At 61.9% G+C, this 22,283-nt stretch carries 23 protein-coding genes and 2 tRNA genes; 17 read left to right on the plus strand and 8 right to left on the minus strand.

All coding sequences use genetic code 11. The features are described 5' to 3' along the window. Positions 1-35: 35 nt before the first annotated feature. Together JJJ17_RS05130 and JJJ17_RS05135 are read left to right on the plus strand one after the other, a co-directional pair. Positions 36-776, plus strand: coding sequence for an alpha/beta fold hydrolase (locus JJJ17_RS05130; RefSeq protein WP_200684234.1), 741 nt, complete (start codon positions 36-38; stop codon positions 774-776). A gap of 27 nt (positions 777-803) precedes the next feature. After that, on the plus strand, positions 804-1,763 hold the full coding sequence (locus tag JJJ17_RS05135; RefSeq protein WP_200684236.1) for an alpha/beta hydrolase: 960 nt from the start codon (positions 804-806) through the stop codon (positions 1,761-1,763). A gap of 21 nt (positions 1,764-1,784) precedes the next feature. Here JJJ17_RS05135 and phaZ read toward each other — a convergent pair whose 3' ends face one another. Both phaZ and JJJ17_RS20315 read right to left on the minus strand, forming a co-directional pair. Beyond that, a complete protein-coding gene (phaZ, locus tag JJJ17_RS05140) occupies positions 1,785-3,137 on the minus strand; it encodes a polyhydroxyalkanoate depolymerase (protein WP_200684238.1) in 1,353 nt (450 codons plus the stop codon). Positions 3,138-3,308: 171 nt separating this feature from the next. Next, complete coding sequence (locus tag JJJ17_RS20315) at positions 3,309-3,725, minus strand: hypothetical protein (RefSeq protein WP_234463872.1); 417 nt, start codon at positions 3,723-3,725, stop codon at positions 3,309-3,311. Between JJJ17_RS20315 and phaC the strand changes: the two genes are divergently transcribed. The 4 genes from phaC (at position 3,718) to JJJ17_RS05160 (ending at position 6,967) form a co-directional block, all read left to right on the plus strand. Further along, a complete protein-coding gene (gene phaC / locus JJJ17_RS05145) occupies positions 3,718-5,394 on the plus strand; it encodes a class I poly(R)-hydroxyalkanoic acid synthase (RefSeq protein WP_234463873.1) in 1,677 nt (558 codons plus the stop codon). The two genes, JJJ17_RS20315 and phaC, sit on opposite strands and share 8 nt — an antisense overlap. Positions 5,395-5,607: 213 nt before the next feature. Continuing rightward, on the plus strand, positions 5,608-6,063 hold the full coding sequence (locus tag JJJ17_RS05150; protein WP_200684242.1) for a Phasin: 456 nt from the start codon (positions 5,608-5,610) through the stop codon (positions 6,061-6,063). A gap of 173 nt (positions 6,064-6,236) precedes the next feature. Next, positions 6,237-6,839 carry a polyhydroxyalkanoate synthesis repressor PhaR gene (gene phaR, locus JJJ17_RS05155; protein WP_200684244.1) on the plus strand — a complete coding sequence of 201 codons (603 nt, stop codon included), beginning with the start codon at positions 6,237-6,239 and terminating at the stop codon, positions 6,837-6,839. A gap of 38 nt (positions 6,840-6,877) precedes the next feature. After that, a tRNA-Ser gene (locus JJJ17_RS05160) sits at positions 6,878-6,967 on the plus strand. A 328-nt stretch (positions 6,968-7,295) separates the two neighbouring features. Here the strand turns inward: JJJ17_RS05160 and JJJ17_RS05165 are convergent. The 4 genes from JJJ17_RS05165 to JJJ17_RS05180 form a co-directional block, all read right to left on the minus strand. Further along, on the minus strand, positions 7,296-8,057 hold the full coding sequence (locus JJJ17_RS05165) for a DUF4394 domain-containing protein (protein ID WP_200684246.1): 762 nt from the start codon (positions 8,055-8,057) through the stop codon (positions 7,296-7,298). Between the two features lie 111 nt (positions 8,058-8,168). Continuing rightward, positions 8,169-8,726: a fasciclin domain-containing protein gene (locus JJJ17_RS05170; protein WP_200684248.1), complete on the minus strand. Its 558-nt coding sequence runs from the start codon at positions 8,724-8,726 to the stop codon at positions 8,169-8,171. Between the two features lie 119 nt (positions 8,727-8,845). Then, the gene (locus tag JJJ17_RS05175; RefSeq protein WP_234463874.1) at positions 8,846-9,550 is read right to left on the minus strand and encodes an anti-sigma factor; all 705 of its coding nucleotides are present in this window, start codon (positions 9,548-9,550) and stop codon (positions 8,846-8,848) included. Then, entirely contained in the window at positions 9,547-10,101 is a 555-nt protein-coding gene (locus JJJ17_RS05180) for a sigma-70 family RNA polymerase sigma factor (protein ID WP_200684250.1), read from the minus strand. The genes JJJ17_RS05175 and JJJ17_RS05180 overlap by 4 nt, the downstream gene beginning before the upstream one ends. Positions 10,102-10,188: 87 nt before the next feature. Between JJJ17_RS05180 and JJJ17_RS05185 the strand changes: the two genes are divergently transcribed. From JJJ17_RS05185 to JJJ17_RS05195, 3 genes are all read left to right on the plus strand, one after another. Beyond that, positions 10,189-10,265, plus strand: a tRNA-Pro gene (locus tag JJJ17_RS05185). 341 nt (positions 10,266-10,606) lie between these two features. Beyond that, the gene (gene rnd / locus JJJ17_RS05190; protein ID WP_234463875.1) at positions 10,607-11,788 is read left to right on the plus strand and encodes a ribonuclease D; all 1,182 of its coding nucleotides are present in this window, start codon (positions 10,607-10,609) and stop codon (positions 11,786-11,788) included. Continuing rightward, entirely contained in the window at positions 11,788-12,774 is a 987-nt protein-coding gene (locus JJJ17_RS05195) for a GNAT family N-acetyltransferase (protein ID WP_200684252.1), read from the plus strand. The genes rnd and JJJ17_RS05195 overlap by 1 nt, the downstream gene beginning before the upstream one ends. Before the next feature lie 8 nt (positions 12,775-12,782). Here JJJ17_RS05195 and JJJ17_RS05200 read toward each other — a convergent pair whose 3' ends face one another. Both JJJ17_RS05200 and JJJ17_RS05205 read right to left on the minus strand, forming a co-directional pair. Next, positions 12,783-13,289 carry a hypothetical protein gene (locus tag JJJ17_RS05200; protein ID WP_200684254.1) on the minus strand — a complete coding sequence of 169 codons (507 nt, stop codon included), beginning with the start codon at positions 13,287-13,289 and terminating at the stop codon, positions 12,783-12,785. A 218-nt stretch (positions 13,290-13,507) separates the two neighbouring features. Next, complete coding sequence (locus JJJ17_RS05205; RefSeq protein ID WP_200684256.1) at positions 13,508-14,242, minus strand: PAS domain-containing protein; 735 nt, start codon at positions 14,240-14,242, stop codon at positions 13,508-13,510. A gap of 367 nt (positions 14,243-14,609) precedes the next feature. Here JJJ17_RS05205 and gmk point away from each other — a divergent pair, with 367 nt between their 5' ends. The 8 genes from gmk (at position 14,610) to hflC (ending at position 22,277) form a co-directional block, all read left to right on the plus strand. Continuing rightward, entirely contained in the window at positions 14,610-15,239 is a 630-nt protein-coding gene (gene gmk, locus JJJ17_RS05210) for a guanylate kinase (RefSeq protein WP_200684258.1), read from the plus strand. Further along, on the plus strand, positions 15,236-15,757 hold the full coding sequence (locus JJJ17_RS05215) for a gamma carbonic anhydrase family protein (protein ID WP_200684260.1): 522 nt from the start codon (positions 15,236-15,238) through the stop codon (positions 15,755-15,757). The genes gmk and JJJ17_RS05215 overlap by 4 nt, the downstream gene beginning before the upstream one ends. Positions 15,758-15,766: 9 nt before the next feature. Further along, positions 15,767-16,876 (plus strand): ATP-binding protein, encoded by a 1,110-nt coding sequence (locus JJJ17_RS05220; protein WP_200684262.1) that lies wholly within the window; start codon positions 15,767-15,769, stop codon positions 16,874-16,876. 159 nt (positions 16,877-17,035) lie between these two features. Continuing rightward, positions 17,036-17,425: a hypothetical protein gene (locus tag JJJ17_RS05225; protein WP_200684264.1), complete on the plus strand. Its 390-nt coding sequence runs from the start codon at positions 17,036-17,038 to the stop codon at positions 17,423-17,425. Between the two features lie 113 nt (positions 17,426-17,538). After that, positions 17,539-18,294: a ribose-5-phosphate isomerase RpiA gene (rpiA, locus tag JJJ17_RS05230; RefSeq protein WP_200684266.1), complete on the plus strand. Its 756-nt coding sequence runs from the start codon at positions 17,539-17,541 to the stop codon at positions 18,292-18,294. 5 nt (positions 18,295-18,299) lie between these two features. Continuing rightward, positions 18,300-19,697 (plus strand): glutathione-disulfide reductase, encoded by a 1,398-nt coding sequence (gene gorA, locus JJJ17_RS05235; protein WP_200684268.1) that lies wholly within the window; start codon positions 18,300-18,302, stop codon positions 19,695-19,697. A gap of 115 nt (positions 19,698-19,812) precedes the next feature. Next, a complete protein-coding gene (gene hflK, locus JJJ17_RS05240) occupies positions 19,813-21,018 on the plus strand; it encodes an FtsH protease activity modulator HflK (RefSeq protein ID WP_200684270.1) in 1,206 nt (401 codons plus the stop codon). Further along, the gene (gene hflC, locus JJJ17_RS05245) at positions 21,018-22,277 is read left to right on the plus strand and encodes a protease modulator HflC (protein ID WP_200684272.1); all 1,260 of its coding nucleotides are present in this window, start codon (positions 21,018-21,020) and stop codon (positions 22,275-22,277) included. Before hflK ends, hflC begins: the two co-directional genes overlap by 1 nt. The last annotated feature ends 6 nt before the right edge of the window (positions 22,278-22,283 follow it).

Raw genomic sequence — 22,283 nt, forward strand, 5'->3', positions numbered from 1 at the left:
GACAGGTGTGTTGATGACGCTACCAAGGAATTCGCATGACCCAGTATCTCGACACCGCCGATGGTCGCCGCCTTGCCTATAACGCCACGCCGGGGAAAGGGCCGGGCGTGGTGTTTCTGGGCGGGTTCAAATCGGACATGACCGGGACCAAGGCGCTGTATCTGGAAGATTGGGCGAAGCAGGCAGGGCGGTCCTTTCTGCGCTTCGACTATTCCGGGCATGGAGACAGTAGCGGTTTGTTCGAGGACGGCGCGATCGGCGATTGGGCCGCTGATGCGCGCGCGGTGATCGAGGCGCAGACGGACGGGCCGCAGGTTCTGGTCGGGTCGTCGATGGGCGGCTGGATCGCGCTCTTGCTGGCGCGGGCGATGCCGCAGCGGGTGGCGGGGCTGGTCACGATTGCGGCGGCGCCGGATTTCTCGGAACAGGGCTACTGGGCCGGGTTTTCAGAGGACCAGCGGCGGGTGGTGATGGAGCAGGGCCGGATCGAGCTGCCCAGCGAATATGACGATCAGCCCTATATCATCACCCGCCGCCTGATCGAGGATGGGCGCCACCAGTTGGTGATGAACCAGCCGCTGCCGCTGCCCTTTCCGGTCAGGCTGTTGCAGGGGACAGCCGATGAGGATGTGCCGATGCAATGGGCGCTGGATTTGCTGGATCATGCCAAGGGCGATGATATCCGGCTAAGCCTTGTGAAGGGGGCCGATCATCGGTTTTCGACGCCGGAATGTCTGGACCTGATTGTGCGGTCGGTGGAAGATGTTCTGGGCTGAAGGCCGGGTTCACACTTCGGGGGCCGCATGGCAGGATTGCTGAAGATCGCCGCCATCTCGGGCGCTGCAATTGCGCTGCTGCTGGCCTTTGGCCCGCGAGAGCCTGCCGATCTGTCACCTGTCGAGATACAGCCGATCCCTGATCCCGCCGCATGGCTGGCAGAGCGTGACCGGGGTATCCGCCCCGAGGTTGCGTCCTATCTGCATTGGGCGAGCGAGGCGGGAGAGCGGACCGATCTGGCGGTGGTCTATATCCACGGCTTCTCGGCCAGTCCTGCCGAATTGCGGCCCTTGCCCGAGGATGTGGCGAGGACGCTTGGGGCGAATGTGGTGGCGATCCGGCTGACCGGGCATGGCGAGGACGGGGCGGCGATGGATGCCGCGCGGGTTCGGGACTGGTGGGGCGACGTTGCGCAAGCGTTGGCGATCGGGCGGATGCTGGGGCGCAAGGTGGCGGTGATCGGCATGTCCACCGGCGCGACCTTGGTGGCCGAGGCGGCGCGCGATCCAGAACTATCGCAGCAATTCGACGCCGCTGTGCTGATCGCGCCGAATTTCCGCATCTCCGCGCGGTGGGCATGGCTGCTGGATCTGCCGCTCATGCGGTCGGTTCTACGGCTGGCCGGGCAGCCGGAGCGCTGCTTCGAGACCCGCAATCCTGCGCATGAGGCGGGTTGGACCGCCTGTTATCCGGTCTCTGCCGCGCTTCCGGTTTCGGCCCTGCTGCGGCATGCGCGGAAGGGCGATTTCAATGCTGCGGGCATACCGGCGCTGTTCATCTGGTCCGACAGCGACACGGTTCTGGATCACCGCGCGACAGAGCGGGTGGCGGAAAGCTGGGGCGGAGAGGTCGAGGTGAAACGGGTTCAGCCGGGGCCGCGGGACGATCCCGGCGCGCATGTCATCGCAGGCAATGCGCTTGCCCCCGATCTGACGGCGGAACTGACCCCGTTCGTCGCTGACTGGATCGCGAAGGCGCTGCGATAGGGCAGCGCCTTTCTGTCCGGTTCAGACGGCCATCTTGCCGTTCTCGGCAGGCGGCTCGCTGGTGACGGACGCAACCGGGGTCGGGGCAGGGCGGTTACGGCGTTTCTTGGCAGAGCCCTGATGGGCCTGGTCCATATTCGCGTCGATGAAGTCCAGAACCAGCGGACGGATGTTCAGCCGCCACGACTTGCCCGCGAAGATGCCGTAATGGCCCGCGCCGGGTTCAAGGTGCTGGATCTTCTTGTCGGCCGGGACGCCGCTGCACAGCTCCAGCGCGGCGACGCATTGGCCGGGGGCCGAGATGTCGTCATTCGCGCCCTCGACCGTCATGATCGCCACGTCCTTGATCTTGGTCAGATCGACCGGCTGTCCGTTCACCGTAAAGCGGTTCTGCGCGATTTCGAGGTTCTTGAAGATACGCTCGACCGTGGACAGGTAGAATTCGGCAGTCATGTCCATGACGGCCAGATATTCGTCATAGAACTTGTTGTGCTTGTCATGTTCGGACGCGGTGCCGCGCGCCTCGGCAAAGACCTGATTGATAAAGGCCTTGCTGTGGGTTTCGGCATTCATCGCGATGAACGAGGTCAATTGCGCCAGACCCGGATAGACCATCCGCCCGGCACCGGCATATTTGAAGCCGACCGACTGGATGAACAGATGTTCAAGCTCGCCCATGGTCATGCGGTTGCCGAAATCGGTGACTTCGGTTGCCGCCGCATCGGGATCGACCGGGCCGCCGATCAGGGTCAGCGTGCGCGGCTGCGCGGCGGGATCCTGTTCGGCCAGAATGGCGGTCGCGGCCAGCGCCAGCGGCGCGGGCTGGCAGATGGCGATGACATTGGTGTCCGGGCCAAGCTCTTTGATGAACTCGACCAGATAGGAGGTGTAATCCTCGATATCGAACTTGCCCTTGCTGACCGGAATGTCACGCGCATTGTGCCAGTCGGTCACATAGACGTCGCAGTCCGGCAATAGAGAGACCACAGTCGAACGAAGGAGCGTGGCGTAGTGGCCGGACATGGGCGCAACCAGCAGCACCTTGCGCGGCGAGGGATCACGGCGGGCAACGCGAAAGCGCACCAGATCGCCAAAGGCGCGCTTCAGCACCGGCTCGACATAGATGACGTGGTCCTGCCCTTCATCGCCAGAAATCGCGGGAATCTGCCAGTCGGGCTTGGCCACCATGCGGGCGAAGCTGCGTTCGGTGACGCGGCCCCAAGCACTCATCAGCTTGAAGGCAGGGTTCAGGCTCAGGGCGAAAGCGGGATATGCACCAATGGCCCGTGCCGTAGCACCCATCCACTCATTGGTGTTTCTGATCGTTTCCATCGCATCGTAGGACACGATGCCGGTAAGTCCACGTTTCGCCATCGGCATGCATCCTTTGCTGCGGTGCGGCATAAATACTGCGCTGATCGACCCGGCACGGGCTAAAAGCCCTATTTGCGCATCGCCCGGCCTGCGCGTATCATTTGACGGTAAATAGGGGGGAAGTTTCATCATGGCAAGAAGTTCGCGCAAGTCGGACCCGGCTTCGACTGTTCAGGGTGGCACGAAAGAAACACTTGAAAAGCAGGCTAAAGTTGCGCCGAAAGGGTCGGCTACAACTGCTGCGAAGGGTAGTGCGACAAAGGTCGTAACTGCCTCTGCCCGAAAGCCAAAGGCTTCCTCCACAACGAAAAAACCGACGACCGCCGCAGAAAAGCCAAAGCCCGCGCGTCGCGCGACCGCCCCGGCTAAAAATGCTGCAGGTGCGAAAGAAACAGGCGAAAAGTCGCTGCACGCCGCGGCATCAACAACTTCCGGGAGAATTAAACCCAATCCTGATCGCGTTGCAGAAGATTCGCTGAATGCAGGCGCAGCAAAACCCGCCGCGCAGAAGCTGGCAGAGAATGTCGAGCGGATCGAGGCATTGGGCAGCCGACTGATCGCCGCGATGTCGGAACGGTCGATGCCCAATCCGGGCGTCGAGGGTCCGGGGACCGAGTTTTTTCTTCACACCGCCAATGCCTGGATGAAGACGCTGACCGAACAGCCCTCGCGCATTCTGGAGCAGCAGGTGAATTTCTGGGGCGAGACGCTGAAGAACTATGCCGGTGCGCAGATGGGCATGGCCCGTGGCCGTCTGGTCGTCCCCGAGAATGAGGCGGATGAGGGCGCGACCGACAAGCGTTTCAGCAACGCGCTATGGAAAAGCCACCCCTATTTCAGCTTCGTTCGCAAACAATATCTGATCAACGCGAAGGCGATTCAGGACGCGGTCGGCGATCTGGATCTGTCGGACGAGGTGGCGCGGCGGCGTGTGGACTGGCTGACCAAGCAGGTCATCGACATGATGTCGCCGACGAATTTCCTTGCCACCAATCCCGACGCGCTGGAACGCGCGGTTGCGACCGAGGGCGAAAGTCTGGTGAAAGGGCTGGAAAACCTGGTCCGCGATGTCGAGATGAATGGTGGCGAGATGGTCGTGTCACTGGCCGATCGTGACGCCTTCACCGTCGGCGAGAATATCGGCACATCGGAAGGCGCGGTGGTTCACCGGACGCCGATGCTGGAGCTTCTGCAATACAAGCCTGCCACCGATAAGGTCCACGCCCTGCCGCTGCTGATCTTTCCGCCGTGGATCAACAAGTTCTACATCCTCGACCTGAAGCCGCAGAACAGCCTGATCCGCTGGCTGGTGGAACAGGGGCACAGCGTTTTCGTGGTAAGCTGGAAAAACCCGGATTCAAGCTATGCCGAAGTGGGCATGGAAGAATATGTCAAATCCTATCTTGATGTGATCGGGAAGGTGCTGGAACAGACCGGGCAGAAAAAGCTGAACGCGGTAGGTTACTGCATCGCGGGCACCACCCTGTCGTTGACGCTGTCGCTGATGAAGCAGCGCGGGATGGATCAGGTGGCCTCGGCGACGTTCTTCACCACGCTTACTGATTTCTCGGATCAGGGTGAGTTCGTCAGCTTCCTGCAGGATGATTTCGTCAACGGCATCGCCGAAGAGGTCGAGCGTCACGGGCTGATGCGCGCGCAACTGATGTCGCGGACGATGAGCTTCCTGCGCGCCAATGATCTGGTCTGGGGCCCTGCCATCCGCAGCTATATGATGGGCGAGGCGCCTCCGGCCTTCGATCTGCTGTTCTGGAACGGTGACAGCACCAACCTGCCGGGCAAGATGGCGCTGCAATATCTCAAGGGCCTGTGTCAGCAGAATGCCTTCGCCGGTGAGGGGTTCGAGCTGCTGGGGCACAAATTGCACCTGTCGGACGTGACCATTCCGCTTTGCTCGGTCGCCTGCGAAAGCGATCATATCGCGCCGTGGAAGGATTGCTGGCGGGGCGTCGCGCAGATGGGATCACGCGACAAGACCTTCATCCTGTCAGAGTCGGGCCATATCGCCGGCATCGTCAATCCGCCGTCGAAGAAGAAATATGGCCACTATATCGGCGGGAAGGGTTTCGCCGACGGTTATCAATCATGGCGCGAATCGTCGAGCTTCAGCGATGGAAGCTGGTGGCCGCATTGGGGGGAATGGCTGGCCTCGCGCGCAGGGCAGATGATCGCCGCTCGCGATCCCGGAACGGGACTGGAGCCCGCGCCCGGCAGCTATGTGCATGAACGCGCCATCTGACAGGGCGCGCGAAAGTCGTTAATGCGCAACGGTTTGCGCCGCAACGCCTGCATACATTGACCAAATCGACAAATTTTTCTGCATCGCAGCAGGAAAATACTTGAAATGCCGCGCTGCAGCATGCATATTGCCATCATGATTAACTCAACGCGGCGGGCGAGACTCCTTCCTCCCCCAACTTACGCCCGCCGCCTTTTCGGAGTGAGATAGAAAATGGCCAAGACCCCTGACTTTCAAAAGACCCTGAACGACCTGCTGGCGAACTTCCCGGTTGACACCTCCTCGGTGCAGGAAGCGCTGAAATCGCAAGCTCTGCTGAACGAAAAGCTGGCTCGCGTTGCTCTGTCCGCCGCTGAGCGTTCTACCGAGATTTCGGCACAGTGGACCAAAGACACCATCGCGCGTCTTGGTGAACTGACCGCTTCGCGTCAGGAGCCTTCGGACTACGCCAAAGCCGTCACCGACTTCGCTTCGGCCTCGGCTGAAACCGCTGCAGAGCACCTGTCGTCGTTCGCAGAAGTTGCGAAAAAAGTTCAGACCGACACCGTTGATCTGGTTCTGACCGCTGGCAAAGACATTGCCACCGACGCTCAGAAAGCTGCTGAAAAAGCGACCCGCGACACCCAAGCTGCCGTGAAAAAAGCGACCGCTGCTGCGACCGCGAAGTAATCTTCGGATCACCGATCTTGGGAAAAGGGGCGTTTCGACGCCCCTTTTTCTTTGCGCGATATTGATTTTTTGGGCTTCGTTCATGGCGGCTGTTTTGCACTGCCGCGAAATTTTCTTTGCGTTTTGCGACTGCAGCAATCATCATGCCTCCAGAAGAGTGTTTGGGGGTGCGGATGACCGCAGCGACGACGCCTCTGCTGGTCAAGCGCTATGCCAGCCGTCGGCTTTATAATACAGAAACCAGCGATTACGTGACGTTGGAGGATATTGCCTCCTTCATTCGCGAAGGGCGCGAGGTGAAGATCGTTGATCTCAAATCGGGCGACGACCTGACGCGACAGTACCTTCTGCAGATCATCGCCGAGCATGAGGGCAGGGGTGAGAATGTCCTGCCGATCGACGTGCTGACCGATCTGGTGCGCAGCTACACGACCAACGCGCGTTCGGTGGTTCCGCAGTTCCTGGCGGCAAGTTTCGAGATGCTGCGCGAGAACCAGTCGAAGATCATCGAGAACATGGCGACGCTGCCAAACCCGATGTCGCATGTCCCCGGTTTCGACGCGATGCAGCGCCAGCAACAGATGTTCATCAAGGCGCTGATGAGCGGCTGGTCCGGGAATACCGGCCCGACGCCTGACGACGTCGAAGGCGACACTCCGGAAGCCAGTCGCGGCACTGCGTCGCCAGAAGGCGCGGATGATGCCGCCGAGACCGAGGACATGGCCGAAATCCGTCGTCAATTGGCTGAATTACAACAGCGGATCTCAAAGCTCTGACTTGCGCCTGCCGCCGGGCCGGGCTAGACCCGCGCCACGGAGCGGTGGCCGAGTGGTCGAAGGCGCACGCCTGGAAAGTGTGTAGGCGGGGAACCGTCTCGAGGGTTCGAATCCCTCTCGCTCCGCCAGATTTTCACATTGAGTATCCGATTTTACGGTCATTTTTTATTCTGCTCACTGACCGCTTCCGCCGATACTTTCCCCACTCCGAAATGGAAAAACCAGAAATTTAGAAGACCCCCGACCGAAGCCGGGGGCGTAGATTTCAGGCACTCTTCCATTTTTTCGGCCAGTCATGCCGCGATATGGATCAAGCCCGTGACGATGTTGTCGAGTTCGGGCCGTAACCTTCCCGCTTTCTCATTGTCGATGAAATCTGCTGCATCGACGACGGCCCGCAAATATCCAGATCGTACCTCGGACCGATACGCTAGCCAGACCATCAACCCTTGCTATTCACATCGCGGGCAGAATGGCGATGTCGCGGACATTTGCGCCGTCGATGCGGCCAGCCTCGGTAGTTGCTCCGGTTTCCAGATCGACCGAGTGGAAGCCGCCTTCGACGACCAGCCAAGCCGCATTGCCACCCTCGCCGTCGGAGGCGATGTCGAAACCGGCTTCGGTCGGGTTGACGCCGATCTCACCGACCGGGTTCAGCTTGCCGTCGTTCGGCGGATCTTGCAGCACCAGCCAACCGGCTGCGCCGTCAATGTTGAAGAGCTGGGTCGCCTCGGTTCCGGCATAGGAATTGGTATAGGCGCCCGCGATGATGTTCGGCGCAGTCCCATCCTCATAGGCGTGGCTGCCATCGGTCACCACCTCGCCGGTTTCGACCGTCACCCGCAGGCTGGTGCCATCGCTGCCCATGACGCGCAGCTTGTCAGCCGCCGGATTGAAATCTACTGTCGCCGAAACGCCATCGGCAAGGGTCGTGGCCAAAGTGCTGACTTTGGTTGCGGCACCTGATTGCGGATCAATGGTCGCAAGCGTGCCATCGCTGAAGACGCCATAGAGCTTGCCGTCCGCGGGACGCACATCGATGCCGAGAAGGCGGCCCTCGACACCAGTTACGGTGACGCCGCCGGTGCGGGTCCAGGTTTCGGTATCCAGCCAGTGCAACTCATTCTCGCCCGACAGGCCGACAGCGGTGGCCGCCATGGCAGGCGCGGCAATCGCGGAAAAGAGCAGGGCGGCGGTAGCCGATTTGATCGCAGTCATAAGAACATTCCTTCTTTGGTTGGGTTTTGCCGGAGTGCCCGGCGGGAACAGGCCCATACCCGTGCGGGAGGGAGAGACCGCGCGTGGTATGGGCCGGGCGTTGCCGAGGGGTCAGCCCTTCGGCAGCAGAACCTTGTCGATGACGTGAATGACGCCGTTCGATTGCACGACATCGGCGATATTCACCGTCGCAACGCCGCCGGTTTCGTCGGTCAGCGTGACCATGCCGTCCTTGACCTCGGCGGTGATCATGCAGCCGCCAAGCGTCTCGATCACATGCTTGCCGCCGTCATCCTCCACCATCTTCTGAACATCGGCTGCCATGGCATTGGCGCCGACGACGTGGCAGGTCAGCACCTTGGTCAGCATTTCCTTGTTCTCGGGTTTCAGCAGCGTTTCGACGGTGCCTGCGGGCAGGGCCTCGAACGCGGCATTGGTGGGGGCAAAGACGGTAAAGGGGCCTTCGCCCTGCAGCGTTTCCACCAGACCCGCCGCCTGCACCGCCGCAACCAGCGTGGTGTGATCGGCAGAGTTCATCGCGTTCTCGACGATGTTCTTGTCGGTGAACATGGCGGCGCCGCCGACCATGGGATTGTCCTGCGCCAGTGCGATGCCAGCGGTGGACAATGCGAAACAGCCCGCGATGAGGGTTTTGATAACGGTCTTCATCTGACTTCCTCCCGGAAACGTCGCCCGTTGATCGGGGGACGGAAGAAGACACGAAGATCGGTTTCAGATAGTTTCAGCGCCCGGAGATTTTTTCTCGGGACGCTGCGATTTTTCTGCCATCAGATGTCCAGCAGGTCGCCCACGGCCAGAACCGGGCCGGTCGGCTGCCCGGTCGGCGAGCCGCCGGGCGGTTCCAGACTGATCGCCATATGCGCGGCATTGGTCATCAGCGCGCGGAGCTGGTCTGCAATCTCGACCCGCGTGGAAACCCCGGCAGGGATCACGCCCAGAGACACCGGAGCCTCCGATCCATGCGCGACCCATAGCTGAAAGTCGCGCCCCTCGACCGGATCGCCGGTCATATGGGCCAGACTGACGCTGCCGGTGGCTGAATCGTAAAGCACCAGATAGGTGACGCTGCTGCCCTCGGCAGTCAGCGAGGCGGCAAGATGGGCCGTTGACTGGGCAGGCTGCAGGATGGGCATCATCACCGCCAGCAGGAAAGCCGCCGTCGCCGCAACCGCCAACCCGCGCCAAAGCGCCAGTCTGGACCAAAGGCCCGTCCCGGCCACAGGCGCGCCGAACATCCGCAGATCCAGCGCGCGTTTGACCGCGGGCGGCAGATCCGCCGGAACAAAGCCTTCGGCCATGGGCGACAGTCGCTCTTCCCATTCTGCGACAAGCTGGGCAAAGGCCGTATCGGTTTCGACCCGGTGTGCAAGCACGGCCTGCTGGTCAGTGGGCAGCGCGCCCAGCACAAATTCGGCGGCAAGAATGTCGTCACCGCCTTCGGGAAAATCATGATCCAGTTCGGTGTCGCTCATCTTTGCAGACACTCCTTCAGCCGCATCAGGCTGCGCCTGAGCCAGGTTCGCATCGTATTCAGCGGCACGTCATGGCGAGCCGCCAGATCGGCATAGCTGTGACCCTCAAGATAAGCCGCGCGCACCGCATCGGCCCGGCCCGCTTCAAGTTCGCCAAGGCAACCGTCGAGTTGCCGTCGTTCGGCTGACGCGACCGCCTGCGCCTCTGGTCCCGGCGCGGGATCACGAACTTCCAGCGCGGCATCCTCAAGACCGGACACGCGCAGTCGCCGCGCGCGCAACCGGTCGATGGCCTGATGCCGGGCAATCGCGATCAGCCAGGACATCGGGCTTTGCCCGGTCACTGCGAACCTATCGGCTTTCAGCCAGATTTTGACGAATACCTCCTGCACCACTTCCTCAGCCTCGGACCTGTCCTTCAACACACGAAGGCAGCAGCCAAAAAGTTTCGCTGAGGTGGCGGTGTAGAGGCTGTCAAAGGCACGCCTGTCCCGAAGAGCCACCCGAAGGATCAATTCCGAGATCTCGTGTCTGGCATTGAAAGGGGGCATCCCGACTCCAGATTATCCGCGCTGCGACCATGCGCTACGGGGAAATCTCGTGCAAGTGACTGCGCGATTGGCAGAGGGTATCGCTGACGAGGCGTTGATGCTCGCAGGCGATGCCTGACGGTTTTGGATACCGTCGGACGGGAGTTCGAACCTTATGGCCTCGATCATCAATAATCTTCAATTTCAGCGCATTGCATATCTTTCAGGTTTCTAAGAGTTCGTGCGGTTGACAGGTCAGTTCACATTCTCGCGGAGATTCCTGCGTTGCCAAGGGCGCAAGCATGCCCCTGGAGAAGACCCTGATTACGCTATTTTAGCGTGAAACCCGCCTGCATGTTGCCCGGCTGGCACGCAGGTGGTGTCCTTTGCGACATGAAATCCCACGCAACCGGCATTATTTGGCGCAAATTTTACCGGATACGCATAAGGCCGCTTCCATATGCTCCAAGGCGGGCTTATGGCTGTCGCTCTGGCGGACGAACCGCCGAGCCTGAACGCGAGCCCTATGACTGACGACATCATCACGATTACCCGAACCGAAGACCTTGCGAAGTTCTGCGAAGCTGCCAAAGCCGAGCCCTACGTCACCGTCGACACCGAGTTTCTGCGCGAAAGAACCTATTGGTCAAAGCTTTGTCTGATCCAGTTGGCCTTGCCGCCTGCCTCGACACAGAAGCTGACCGGAGGTGACGCGGTTCTGATTGATCCGCTGTCCCCCGATCTGTCGCTTGAACCGCTCTACGATCTCTTCCGGCATCAGGGCACGGTGAAGGTGTTCCATGCCGCGCGTCAGGATCTGGAGATTTTCTTCCACGACGCCGAACTGTTTCCGGTGCCGCTGTTCGACACGCAGGTCGCTGCCATGGTCTGCGGGTTTGGCGAGCAGGTTGGATATGAGACGCTGGTTCGCAAGATAGCCCGCGCCAATCTCGACAAGTCTTCGCGCTTCACCGACTGGTCACACCGTCCGCTTTCGGACGCGCAAAAGGCTTATGCGCTTGCCGATGTGACCCATCTGCGCAGCATCTACGAATTTCTGTCGGCCGAGTTGAAGAAGAACGGTCGCGAAAGCTGGCTGGATGAGGAAGTCGCGATTCTGAAAGACCCCGAGACCTATACCAACCGCCCTGAAGAGGCTTGGTTGAAGGTCCGCACCCGCACCAATTCGCCGCGTTTCCTTGCGATCCTGCGAGAGTTGGCACAGTTCCGCGAAAGCTTTGCGCAGGAACGCGATGTGCCGCGTTCGCGGGTGTTCAAGGATGATGCGATGATCGAGATCGCCTCGACCAAGCCTGCATCCGAGGCGGACCTTGGCCGGTCGCGGCTGCTGTTGCGCGACGCACGGCGGGGCGATATCGCCAATGGCATTCTGACTGCGGTCAAAGCCGGGCTCGACGCGCGCGATCTGCCGCAGCCCAAGCGCGAAGAGCCGGGCAGGCCCGGTAATGCCGCCTTGTCCGATCTGCTGCGGGTTCTGCTGAAGGCCAAGGCCGATGCGACCGGCGTTGCGCCGCGCCTGATCGCTTCGTCCAGTGAACTGGACGCGATTGCGACGGGTGAGCGTGATCTGCCTGCGCTTAAGGGTTGGCGGGCAGAGGTGTTCGGCAATGACGCGATGCGGCTTGTGTCGGGTCAGATTGCGCTTTCGGCCGAGGGCGGCGCGGTCCGTGTCGTTCCGGCGCAGTAATGTCTGCCGCCCGCAGCGCGGACCGGGTCAGGCTTTCGCGGCCAAAGGCTGCGGATGCCGATGATTTCGTTGCGGTTCTGAACGATCCTGACGTTTCCGCGTGGCTTGATGCGGTGCCGCAGCCCTATCATCGCGAAGATGCGTTGCGCTTTGTCGCCGCTGCCGGGCCTTGTGAGCATGTGGTGAGGGTCGATGATCGTGTCGCGGGCACTGTCCGTGCCAGCGACAGTTTCGGCATCTGGATCGCGCCCGAATTTCAGCGGCAGGGCGTCGGGACCCGCGCCGCCGTTCTGGCGCTGTCACGGCGGTTCCGCGATGGCAGCAGGACCATCAGCGCCCGTCGCCGCGCCGACAATCACCGTTCCGCCCGGTTGCTTGACGCTTTGGGCTTCGTTTTTGACCAACCGCCGATAGAGGATGATTCCGGCTCGGTCACGCTGACCCTGACACGCGACGATTTTGCCCGACATCACGGCATTCGGATCACGACCGAGCGGTTGCTGATCGATGCCTACCAGCCGCAGGATCTTGGCGATCTCTACCGTATCGCGACCGAGCCGAGGATTGCCTCGATGCTGCTGCGCTTCTGGCCCGGTATGCCGCTGTCCGAGGCCGAGGCGATCCTGCGCACCGATGCGCTGACCCCGCCGATCCGGCTGGTGGTTCGCCACCAAGGCCGCGTCATTGGCTCGATCGGTATCAGCGCGGGCGATCCGCCAAGCATCTTCTATTTCCTCGATCCGGCCATGCTGGGGCAGGGGATAGGCCGCGAGATGTTGCCCGCCTTCCTGAATGAAATCGACGCCCGCTTCGCCCCCGAAACACTGCAGGCAGAGGCTTTCATGGACAATCTTCCGTCCCGCAACCTGTTGGAGCGTTTCGGTTTTGTGCTGGAGCGTGAGATGATGGTTGCATCGAAGGGGCGGGCGGCGCCCATGCCCGGCGGGATCTATCGGCGAGGATCAGCGATGCCGGACACTGTTTGAACGGGGCGTCATTGCCCCGACAGATGGCGGATGTCCCGGTCCCAGAAATGGAACTCTACCGCGCGCTGTGCCTCTGCGTCCCTGACACAGTCAAAGCTGCTCAATCTGCGTAAAAGCGCCTCTGCCGGCCATTGACCGACCGCGAACGGGCAGGATCGATACAGGCTCGCCTCGAACTCGGAGATGCTTTGGTGAAGCGCGTCCATCGCGCCGTCGATCCGCTGAAGTCGGGCGGAACGCAGAAGGCTGTCCCTGCTTTGCTCATAGACCGCCACCCATGCCTCGGTCTCGCGATCGGTGCAGTCCATGTCCGTGGCTGAGGACGTTTGGTCGTCCCGACAGGTCTTCACGATGGTTCCCGTGCAGTGCGCCAGCGCAATATTTCTGTCGGACTGATCCAGAAGGCAGCTTTCGATTGCCGCGACATCGTGAAGCCGATTTTCATCAGCCTTCATTGCACCAGGAAGCGTTACACAAATAGAGACAGCCAGCAAATTCACGTAATGTTTTTTCATCTTCGAAATGTCACCGTGAGCAATGGAAATCAGACAGCAAGGATGCCATTATTTCCTCTGAGTGATTTAATTTAAAGATAATAATATGTGGATAAATATAATTCATGTCATGAAAATTTATTCGGTACGCCAACGCGAGTCACGGCTGACATTTCAAACATGAAGCTTTTTTCGGCGCTGACAACGCATCGTCGAAACTACCGCGAAACAGAGCCGAATTAGCCCTGCGAACAACTATGCGCGTCGTCCTTGGTCGAAACGATCCGAAATAGCGCCCGCCGCTCTTCCGGTTGCGTCACCGGATCGTGGCCGCCTGCATCAAGGACCGGGGCTTGGCGCAGGTTCATCGAATCCATCCCGTGCGGGCCCTGTTTGCGCACGCGCGATGTCAGGGTCGCAGAAGGGTGGCGGTAGCAGGAGGGAGACGGCTCGATCGTGCGGCCGCCTTCGATGACCGGCTGCATCTCTTCTCCGATGAGGTCGAAGCGACGCGGGGCAAAGCCAACGCGCCCTTCGGATGCCAGACAGCCAAGAGCCCGCGTCACATCGCCCAGATCGGACCGAAGTGGCAACAGCAAAAGCCGGGCCGAGATCTCGGGGCGGCCATATTCGGCGCGGGCATGAAGGGTCAGATCGGCAAGTTGCGGTGCCTTGAAAACGGCTTCCAGCACATCGGAAAGCCGCCCCCGCGAACTGGGGTTCATCACCGCGCAAAGCGGCATCCCGCGCACTTCCATCCCCATCAGATCGATCAGATGCCGACCGGCAAGACGAAACCGCGCCGCACCGGGTGCCATCCGTTCCAGAATGAAGGCGTGATCAAGCACGCGATGCATGCCTTTCGGGTCGATATCAGCACGCGACGGAATTGTTTTTCCACGCCGCAATCCCTGCCAATACGCCTTTATCTCAGCGACAATTCGCGTGGGTCTTGCGGGATCGAAATCAGCCATGCGAAATATTTGCGCCGAGCCGCGATCTTGCACATCTTCAGGTCGATTTTCGCCTTGCTCGTCTTCATGTCTGTCACTCACGAAAAATCATCCCTCGACTAACCAGCACTCATACAGCCCGGACATATCGAGCCGCTTAGACAAACATAAAGTCAGATTAGCCTCTTTTGGGTCCATCTGCCGAGTCGATTCCTAATGATTAGTTAAGAAATGTGATCGAAATTTTCATCATTAGCAGAAACACTGTCGATCACATCAACTTGGGATTGTAAAACTGAACTTTCGCTCCCGCTTGACCGTGGGCGGTGGCTGGTCCATGCCCTGCGGGGCAACCTGCACAGCGAACTTGCAGAAAAGGGACCCGCCGATGGATCATACCGGCCTGCTGATCATCCTGTCTTCGCCTTCTGGCGCGGGAAAATCCACGCTGGCCCGGCGCCTGATGGATTGGGACGACAGCCTGCGGTTCTCGGTCTCGGCGACCACGCGTCCCCCGCGTCCCGGCGAGGTGGACGGCGAGCATTACTACTTCATCGCGCCTGACGCCTTTCGCGATATGGTCCGCGCCGATCAGATGCTGGAACATGCCGAAGTGTTTGGAAACCTTTACGGAAGCCCGCGCGAGCCGGTGGAAAAGGCCATGCGCGAGGGGCGTGATACGATCTTTGACGTTGACTGGCAGGGTGGCCAGCAAATCCGCGCCTCGGCGCTTGGCGGGCATGTGGTGTCGATCTTCGTTTTGCCGCCATCTTTGCCCGAGCTGGAGCGGCGCCTGCGCGCGCGCGGGCAGGACAGCGACGAGGTGATCGCAGGCCGGATGCAGAAAAGCCGGGCCGAGATCAGCCATTGGGCGGAATATGATTACGTTTTGATCAATGATGATCTGGACCGGACCGAAGCCGATCTGCGTGCGATCCTGACCGCCGAACGGCTGCGTCGCGACCGCCGGGCCGGCCTTGGGGCTTTCGTGAAGAAGCTGATGGAGGATGACGCATGATCTGGGAACTCGACGGTCGCGCGCCGCAGATAGGGGCCGATGCATGGGTCGCGCCCGACGCACAGGTGATGGGTAATGTCGTGTTGGAGGAACAGGCCTCGGTCTGGTGGGGCGCGGTCCTGCGCGGCGATAACGAAGAAATCCGCGTCGGTCGTGGCAGCAATGTGCAGGATCTCTGCGCGCTGCATACGGATTTCGGCTTTCCGCTGCTGATCGGTGCCAATTGCACCATTGGCCACAGCGCGATCTTGCATGGTTGCACCATCGGTGACGGCGCTTTGGTCGGCATGGGCGCGACGATCCTGAACGGCGCGAAGATCGGCGCGGGGGCGCTGATCGGGGCAGGGGCGCTGATCCCCGAGGGCAAGGAGATCCCGCCCGGTGCGCTGGTCATGGGCGCCCCCGGTAAGGTGGTGCGCGAGCTTGATGAAGCGGCGCGGTTGAAACTTCTGAAATCCGCTGAAATCTACCGCGCCAATGCCGCCCGCTTCCGCGCGGGCCTGCGGCGTCTGGACTGAGGTTACAGAATGACTCGGGACGCGCAACGCCGGGTGGCGGGGTTTCTGGACGGGGTGCCGGTGCCGATGCTGGCCGTCGATGGCCGCGCCCGCACCATTGCCGCAAATCCGGCGGCCGAGGCATTGTTCGGCCCGGACCTGCTCGACCGGCCCTTCGTCACCGTCCTGCGCCATCCTGCCGTGGTTGAGGCGGTGGACTGGGTGTTGTATCCGACCGCCCATCCCGCGCCCGCGCCTGATCCCGAACTGGCGACGCCGCCCGAAGGCATCGCCACGATCCGCGCCGTCATTACCGCCGACGGCCGCGACGTGACGGCGGCGATCACCGTGGCACCGTTGCCCGCCGCCATGGGCAAGGGCGCGACCATTGCCGTGCTGGATCAGTCGGTGGCCGAGGAAGCCGAACAGATGCGCCGCGATTTCGTCGCCAATGTCAGTCACGAGTTGAAGACCCCGCTGACCGCGATGATCGGCTTTATCGAGACCTTGCGCGGCCCCGCCCGACACGACGAAAAGGCCCGCGACCGTTTCCTTGACATCATGGAGCGCGAGGCGGGCCGGATGAACCGTCTGGTCAGCGAGCTTTTGTCGCTCAGCCGGGTTCAGTCCGAAGAACGCCGCCGCCCCACCGCCAGCCTTGATCTGGCCCTGCTTTTGCGGGGGGTGGTCGCCACCATGACCCCGGTGGCCGAAGCAGCGGGTGTGGTGATCGAGGCCGAGGGCATGTCGGAAAGCCTGCGTGTGCCGGGCGATGCCGACCAACTGGTGCAGGTGTTCCAGAACCTCTTTGAGAATGCGATCAAATATGGCGGCTCGGGCGGCTATCTGGGCATCCGTCTGCGCCGCGTGGAATACGAGCCGCTGATGCGCGGCCCGGCATGGGCGGTCGATGTGCAGGACCGGGGCGAGGGTATCGACGGCATGCACCTGCCGCGGCTGACCGAACGGTTCTACCGCGTCGATACGCACCGCTCGCGCGCGCAGGGCGGCACCGGATTGGGACTGGCAATCGTCAAACATATCATCAACCGCCATCGCGGACGGCTGCGGATCGACAGTCAGCGCGGCAAAGGCAGCACTTTCACGGTGATCTTGCCCGAGACAACGGCGCGGGAATAGTCTGCTGCATTTGAACAAGGGATTTTGACGTATGAGCTTTATGAAAGGCGCTTTCGTCCTGCCGGTCTGTCCGGCCGCACTTTCAAGCGAGCGGCTTTTGGGCGGCTTGCGCGCGCTTCGGCGCGGCGGGCATTTGCACTGCGCACAGGAAGGTGCGGCATGACCCGGCCCTGCTCCGCCTTTGTCTATTCTATCTATCTTCTGGCCTTTGTCGTGGGCTTCGCGATTGGCGCGGTCTTCATGGTATTTTTTGCCGGGAAGGCGCTGACATCCGGCACGATGCTGCCCGTCGGGCCGTCGGTCGCGTTGTCATGGATCTCGCCGCTGGCAGGGATTGCCGTCTTCCAACTCATCTTTGGTTTCGGCACCGAATGCTGGCGCGGCCTGCGCTTCTGGCTGCTTGCGCCGGTCACGGTCTATTTCTGGCTGGCGGTGTTCTTGGCGATCTTCATGTCGGGCTATGTGAACCCGACCGTGGCCGGTATCGGGGCGGCGCTGGCGATTTTCCTGTCCGGGGCGGTCGCCTTGCAGAAGACGCTTCGCCGCTGATTTCAAGGCTGCATGCAAGGGCTTGTCCAGCGGACATTTAGCGCCCATTCCGTCTCGCCCTTCCCGCCGCCATCCCCTATAACCCTCGCGACCCCAAACCCGAGGAGCACCCGATGCCTGATCTATCGCAATCCGATCCCGCGAAAGTTGCGGCATCCCGTGCGGCGGTGGCGCTGGTGCGGGACGGGATGAAACTGGGTCTTGGCACCGGCTCAACCGCTGCGATCATGGTGCAGGTCCTGGCCGAGCGGGTGAAGGCCGAAGGGCTGAACCTGCGTTGCGCGGCGACCTCGAAGGCGACGACGGATCTGGCGGAAAGCCTTGGAATCAAGATTGAAACCTTGGACGAGATCGGCTGGCTGGACCTGACCATCGACGGCGCCGACGAGGTTGATCCCGATCTGCATCTGATCAAGGGCGGCGGCGGCGCGCATCTGCGTGAGAAGGTGGTGGCGATGGCCAGCGACCGCATGGTGGTGATCGCCGATCCCGGCAAGGTCGTGGATCAGTTGGGTGCCTTCCCGCTGCCGGTCGAGGTGCTGCATTTCGGTTTTGAGACGACCCGCAAGCTGATCCGGCGCGCGCTGGACACCCTTGATCTGGGCCAGACAGAGGTGCTTCAGCGCCTGAAGGGCAGCGACCCCTGGGTGACGGATGAGGGGAACCTGATCCTCGATCTGCATCTGGGTGTGATTCCAGACGCCCATGCGCTGGCCCGCGCGCTGGCCGCCATTCCCGGTGTGGTCGAACATGGGCTGTTCCTTGGCATCTGCGATCTGGCAATCATCGGCAAGGCTGACGGGACGGTTGTGGAACTGGACCGCGATGCCGATATCGATGCTGATCGGCTCGCCGGTGAAGGAGACTGAAGCAAGTGACTTTCGATTTTGATCTTTTCGTCATCGGCGGCGGCTCGGGCGGGGTGCGCGCGGCGCGGATTGCGGCCAGCGAATATGGCGCCCGCGTCGGTCTGGCCGAGGAAAGCCGTATGGGCGGCACCTGCGTCATCCGTGGTTGCGTGCCGAAGAAGCTGATGGTCTTTGCCTCGACCGCGCCGCTTCTGGCCGATGAGATGCGCGGCTATGGCTGGTGCGAGGCGGAACTGGGGCATTTCGACTGGAAGATGTTCCACGAAAAGCTGGGGTTTGAACTGACCCGGCTTGAGACGGCTTATACGACCGGGCTTGAACGGGCCGGGGTCGAGATTTTTCACCAGCGCGCGAAGCTGGCCGATCATCATACGGTCGAACTGGCCGATGGCACGCTGAAGACCGCCAAGCATATTCTGATCGCCGTGGGCGGACGCCCGGCGCTGCCGGGCATTCCGGGGGAAGAACTGGCGCTGATCTCGGACGATCTGTTCCTTCTGGACGAACTGCCGCGCCGGGCGCTGATCATTGGCGGCGGCTTTATCGCCTGTGAATTCGCGACGATCCTGAACGGTCTTGGGACCGATACCGTACAGGTCTATCGCGGCGATGCGGTGCTGCGTGGCTTTGACCGGCAGGCGCGCGAAATGGCGTCCGAGCAGTTGAAGGCGATTGGCGTCGATCTGCGGCTGGGCGCGAACCCGGTGCGGATGGAGAAGACCGGCGACCGGGTGCGGGTGTTCTTTGACGACGACAGCAGCGAGGTTTTCGACGCGGTTTTCTGCGCCACCGGACGCAAGCCCTATACCGCCGGTCTGGGGCTGGAGAATACCGGGGTCAGGCTTACTGAAAATGGCGCGGTCGAGGTTGACGAATGGTCGCAGACCTCGGTTCCGTCGATCTTTGCGGTGGGCGATGTGACTGATCGGGTGAACCTGACACCGGTCGCGATCCGCGAGGGTCATTCCTTCGCCGATACCGTTTTCGGGGGCAAACCGCGCAAGGTGAACCATGATCTTATCGCCAGCGCCGTCTATATGCGCCCGCATGAACTGGGCAGCGTCGGTCTGACCGAGGAGGAGGCGAAGGAGCGCGGCCCGGTTGATGTCTATGCGGCCTTGTTCCGGCCGATGCGCTCGGCCTTTCCGGGACAGTCCTCTCGCACGCTGATGAAGCTGCTGGTCGATCCCGAGACGGACAAGGTGCTGGGCTGCCATATCTTCGGCCCCGATGCGGGCGAGATGATCCAGTTGGCGGCGATCCCGATCACCATGGGCGCGACCAAGGCCGATTTCGATGCGACCATGGCGGTTCACCCGACAGCGGCTGAGGAGCTGGTGACGATGCGCCAGCCCGCGCGCCGGCACCGGCCCGAAACGGCAGAGCAGTCGGAAATGGCCTGATCGCGGCACCCTGTCGCAGGGCGGGGGCGGACACAAGGCCGTGGGTGGGTTGACTTTCCCGGCCTCTGCCCCAGTTTCAGCTAGAAGATTACAAGTCGAAAGGAAGGTCGAACGGATGGCAAATCAGGGCCCTTGGGGCGGTGGCGGTAACGGCGGAGGAGATGACGGGGATCGCGACAAGCGTCCCGGAAACCGCCCCTGGGGACAAGAGCAGCCACCGAAAGGGCCGCAACGGCCCGGACCCGGCGGGCAGCAGATGCCCGAAATCGAAGAACTGATGAAGAAAGGCCAGGAACGCCTGCGCGTCCTGATGGGCGGTGGCGGAGGCGGCGGCAACCAGAACGGTCCGCGCCGTCCGGCTGGCGGCGGGTTCAGCCTGAACCGCACCCATTTCGTCATCGGCGGACTCGTCGCGCTTGGTCTGTGGACATTCTCCAGCTTCTACCGCGTCCAGACCAACGAACAGAGTGTTGAATTCCTGTTCGGTCGCGCCATCGCCGTCGGCACCGAGGGTCTGAACTTCGCGCCATGGCCGGTCGTGACCGCCGAGGTGATCCCTGTCACCAACGAGCGCGTGACCGAAATCGGCACCGGCGCGGCGGGGGCATCCGATAGCGGCCTCATGCTGACCCGCGATCAGAACATTGTGGAAATGGAATATCAGGTCGTCTGGAACATCAACGATCCCCAGAAATACCTGTTCAACCTTGCCGATCCCACCGACACGATCCGGGCGGTGGCGGAATCCTCGATGCGCGACATTATCGCCCGTAGCGAGCTTGCCCCGATCCTGAACCGTGATCGTGGCGCAATCGGCAACGATCTTCAGGAGTCGGTGCAACGGACGCTGGACGCCTATCAGTCCGGCATCAACGTCATCCGGGTCAACCTTGACCGTGCCGACCCGCCCAGCGAGGTGATCGACGCTTTCCGCGAAGTGCAGGCCGCACAGCAGCAGCGCGACACGCTTGAGAAGGAAGCGGATGCCTATGCCAATCGTGTTCTGGCACAGGCCCGCGGTGACGCGGCGCAGACGCTGGAACAAGCCGAGGGCTACCGAGCCGAGGTGATCAACACCGCACAGGGTGAGGCTGCGCGCTTCAACTCGATCTACGAGGAATATGTGAAGGCGCCGGAAGTGACCCGTCGCCGGATGTATCTGGAAACCATGGAGGGCGTTCTGGGCGGCGTCGAGAAGATCATCATCGGGGACGGGCTCGCCTCGGGCGAAGGGCAGGGGTCGGGCGTCGTGCCCTATCTGCCGCTTGATCAGTTGCGCCGCTCTGGCGGGAATACCAATTCGACCGGAGGGAACAACTGATGGCCGCCCGCAGGACTTCCAGACTATCGATGTTGCTGATCCCGGTGCTGATCGTCGCCGGTGTGCTGGTCAGTTCATCCCTGTTCATCGTGGACGAGCGTGAAAAGGCGCTGGTGCTGCGCTTCGGTCGCGTCGTGACCGAGAAGGGTGAACCGGGCCTGGGCTTCAAGATGCCGTTCGTGGACAATGTCGAGAAATTCGATGCCCGTATCCTTGGCCTGCCGACGACCCCGCTCGAGGTGACGCCGCTGGACGACCGCCGTTTGGTGGTGGACGCTTTCGCGCGCTGGCGGATCACCGATGTGGTGGGCTTCCGTCAGGCTGTCGGGGCCGGTGGTATTCAGAACGCCATGACCCGGCTGGAGCCGATCGTCCGGAACGCCATCCGCGACACGCTGGGCACCGTGCCTTCGACCGCTGTGCTGTCGGATGACCGGACTGCGCTGACCAACCAGATCAGGGACGAGGCGCGGCGCAATTCTGCCGGGCTGGGCGTCGAGATCATCGACGTTCGTCTGACCCGCACCGACCTGCCCGAGCAGAACCTGAACGCAACCTATGCAAGGATGCGGGCTGAGCGCGAACGGGAAGCCGCAGACGAGATCGCACGTGGTGGCGAGGCCGCGCAGCGTGTCCGCGCCGCCGCCGACCGGACCGTGGTCGAGCTGACCTCGGAAGCGCAGAAGCGGGCCGAGATCGTTCGCGGTGAAGCCGATGCCAACCGGAACGCGATCTATGCCGATGCTTTTGGCCGCGATCCCGAATTCTTCGCCTTCACCCGCTCGATGACCTCTTATCAACGCGCGCTGCGCGGCGATAACAGCTCGCTGGTGCTGCAACCGGATGGTGAGTTCTTCACCTACCTTTCCGATGACGGGGCAAGCCGCGCCAATCCGTCGCCAACCCCGGTGCCGCCCGGCAATTCGGCGGGCGAGATTTCGATCGCGCCGACCGATCCGGTCCCGGCGGATGAGGATCTGGTCACGCCTGAAGTGACCGACCGCGAAGGCAACCGTCTGGGCGAGTCGGCGGGCGTCACCCTGACGCCGGTGCCGGAAAGCCTTGCCGCCCCGCCGCAGCAACCGTCCGAAGTGGTCCCGCCCACCGAGACAGATGGCGCCGCACCCGATGCCGCAGCGCCTGAAGCTGGGGCGGTCGAAGGCGAAACTGCCCCCGCGCCGCAGCCGGAAGAGCAGCCAGCGCCCGAGGAACAGGCACCCGAGGCACCTGCCGGGGAAGAGGCTCCGGCAGCGAATTGATCAGCA

Origin of the sequence: Paracoccus caeni, assembly GCF_016629665.1 — a bacterium.
In the GTDB taxonomy this organism is placed as follows: domain Bacteria; phylum Pseudomonadota; class Alphaproteobacteria; order Rhodobacterales; family Rhodobacteraceae; genus Paracoccus; species Paracoccus caeni.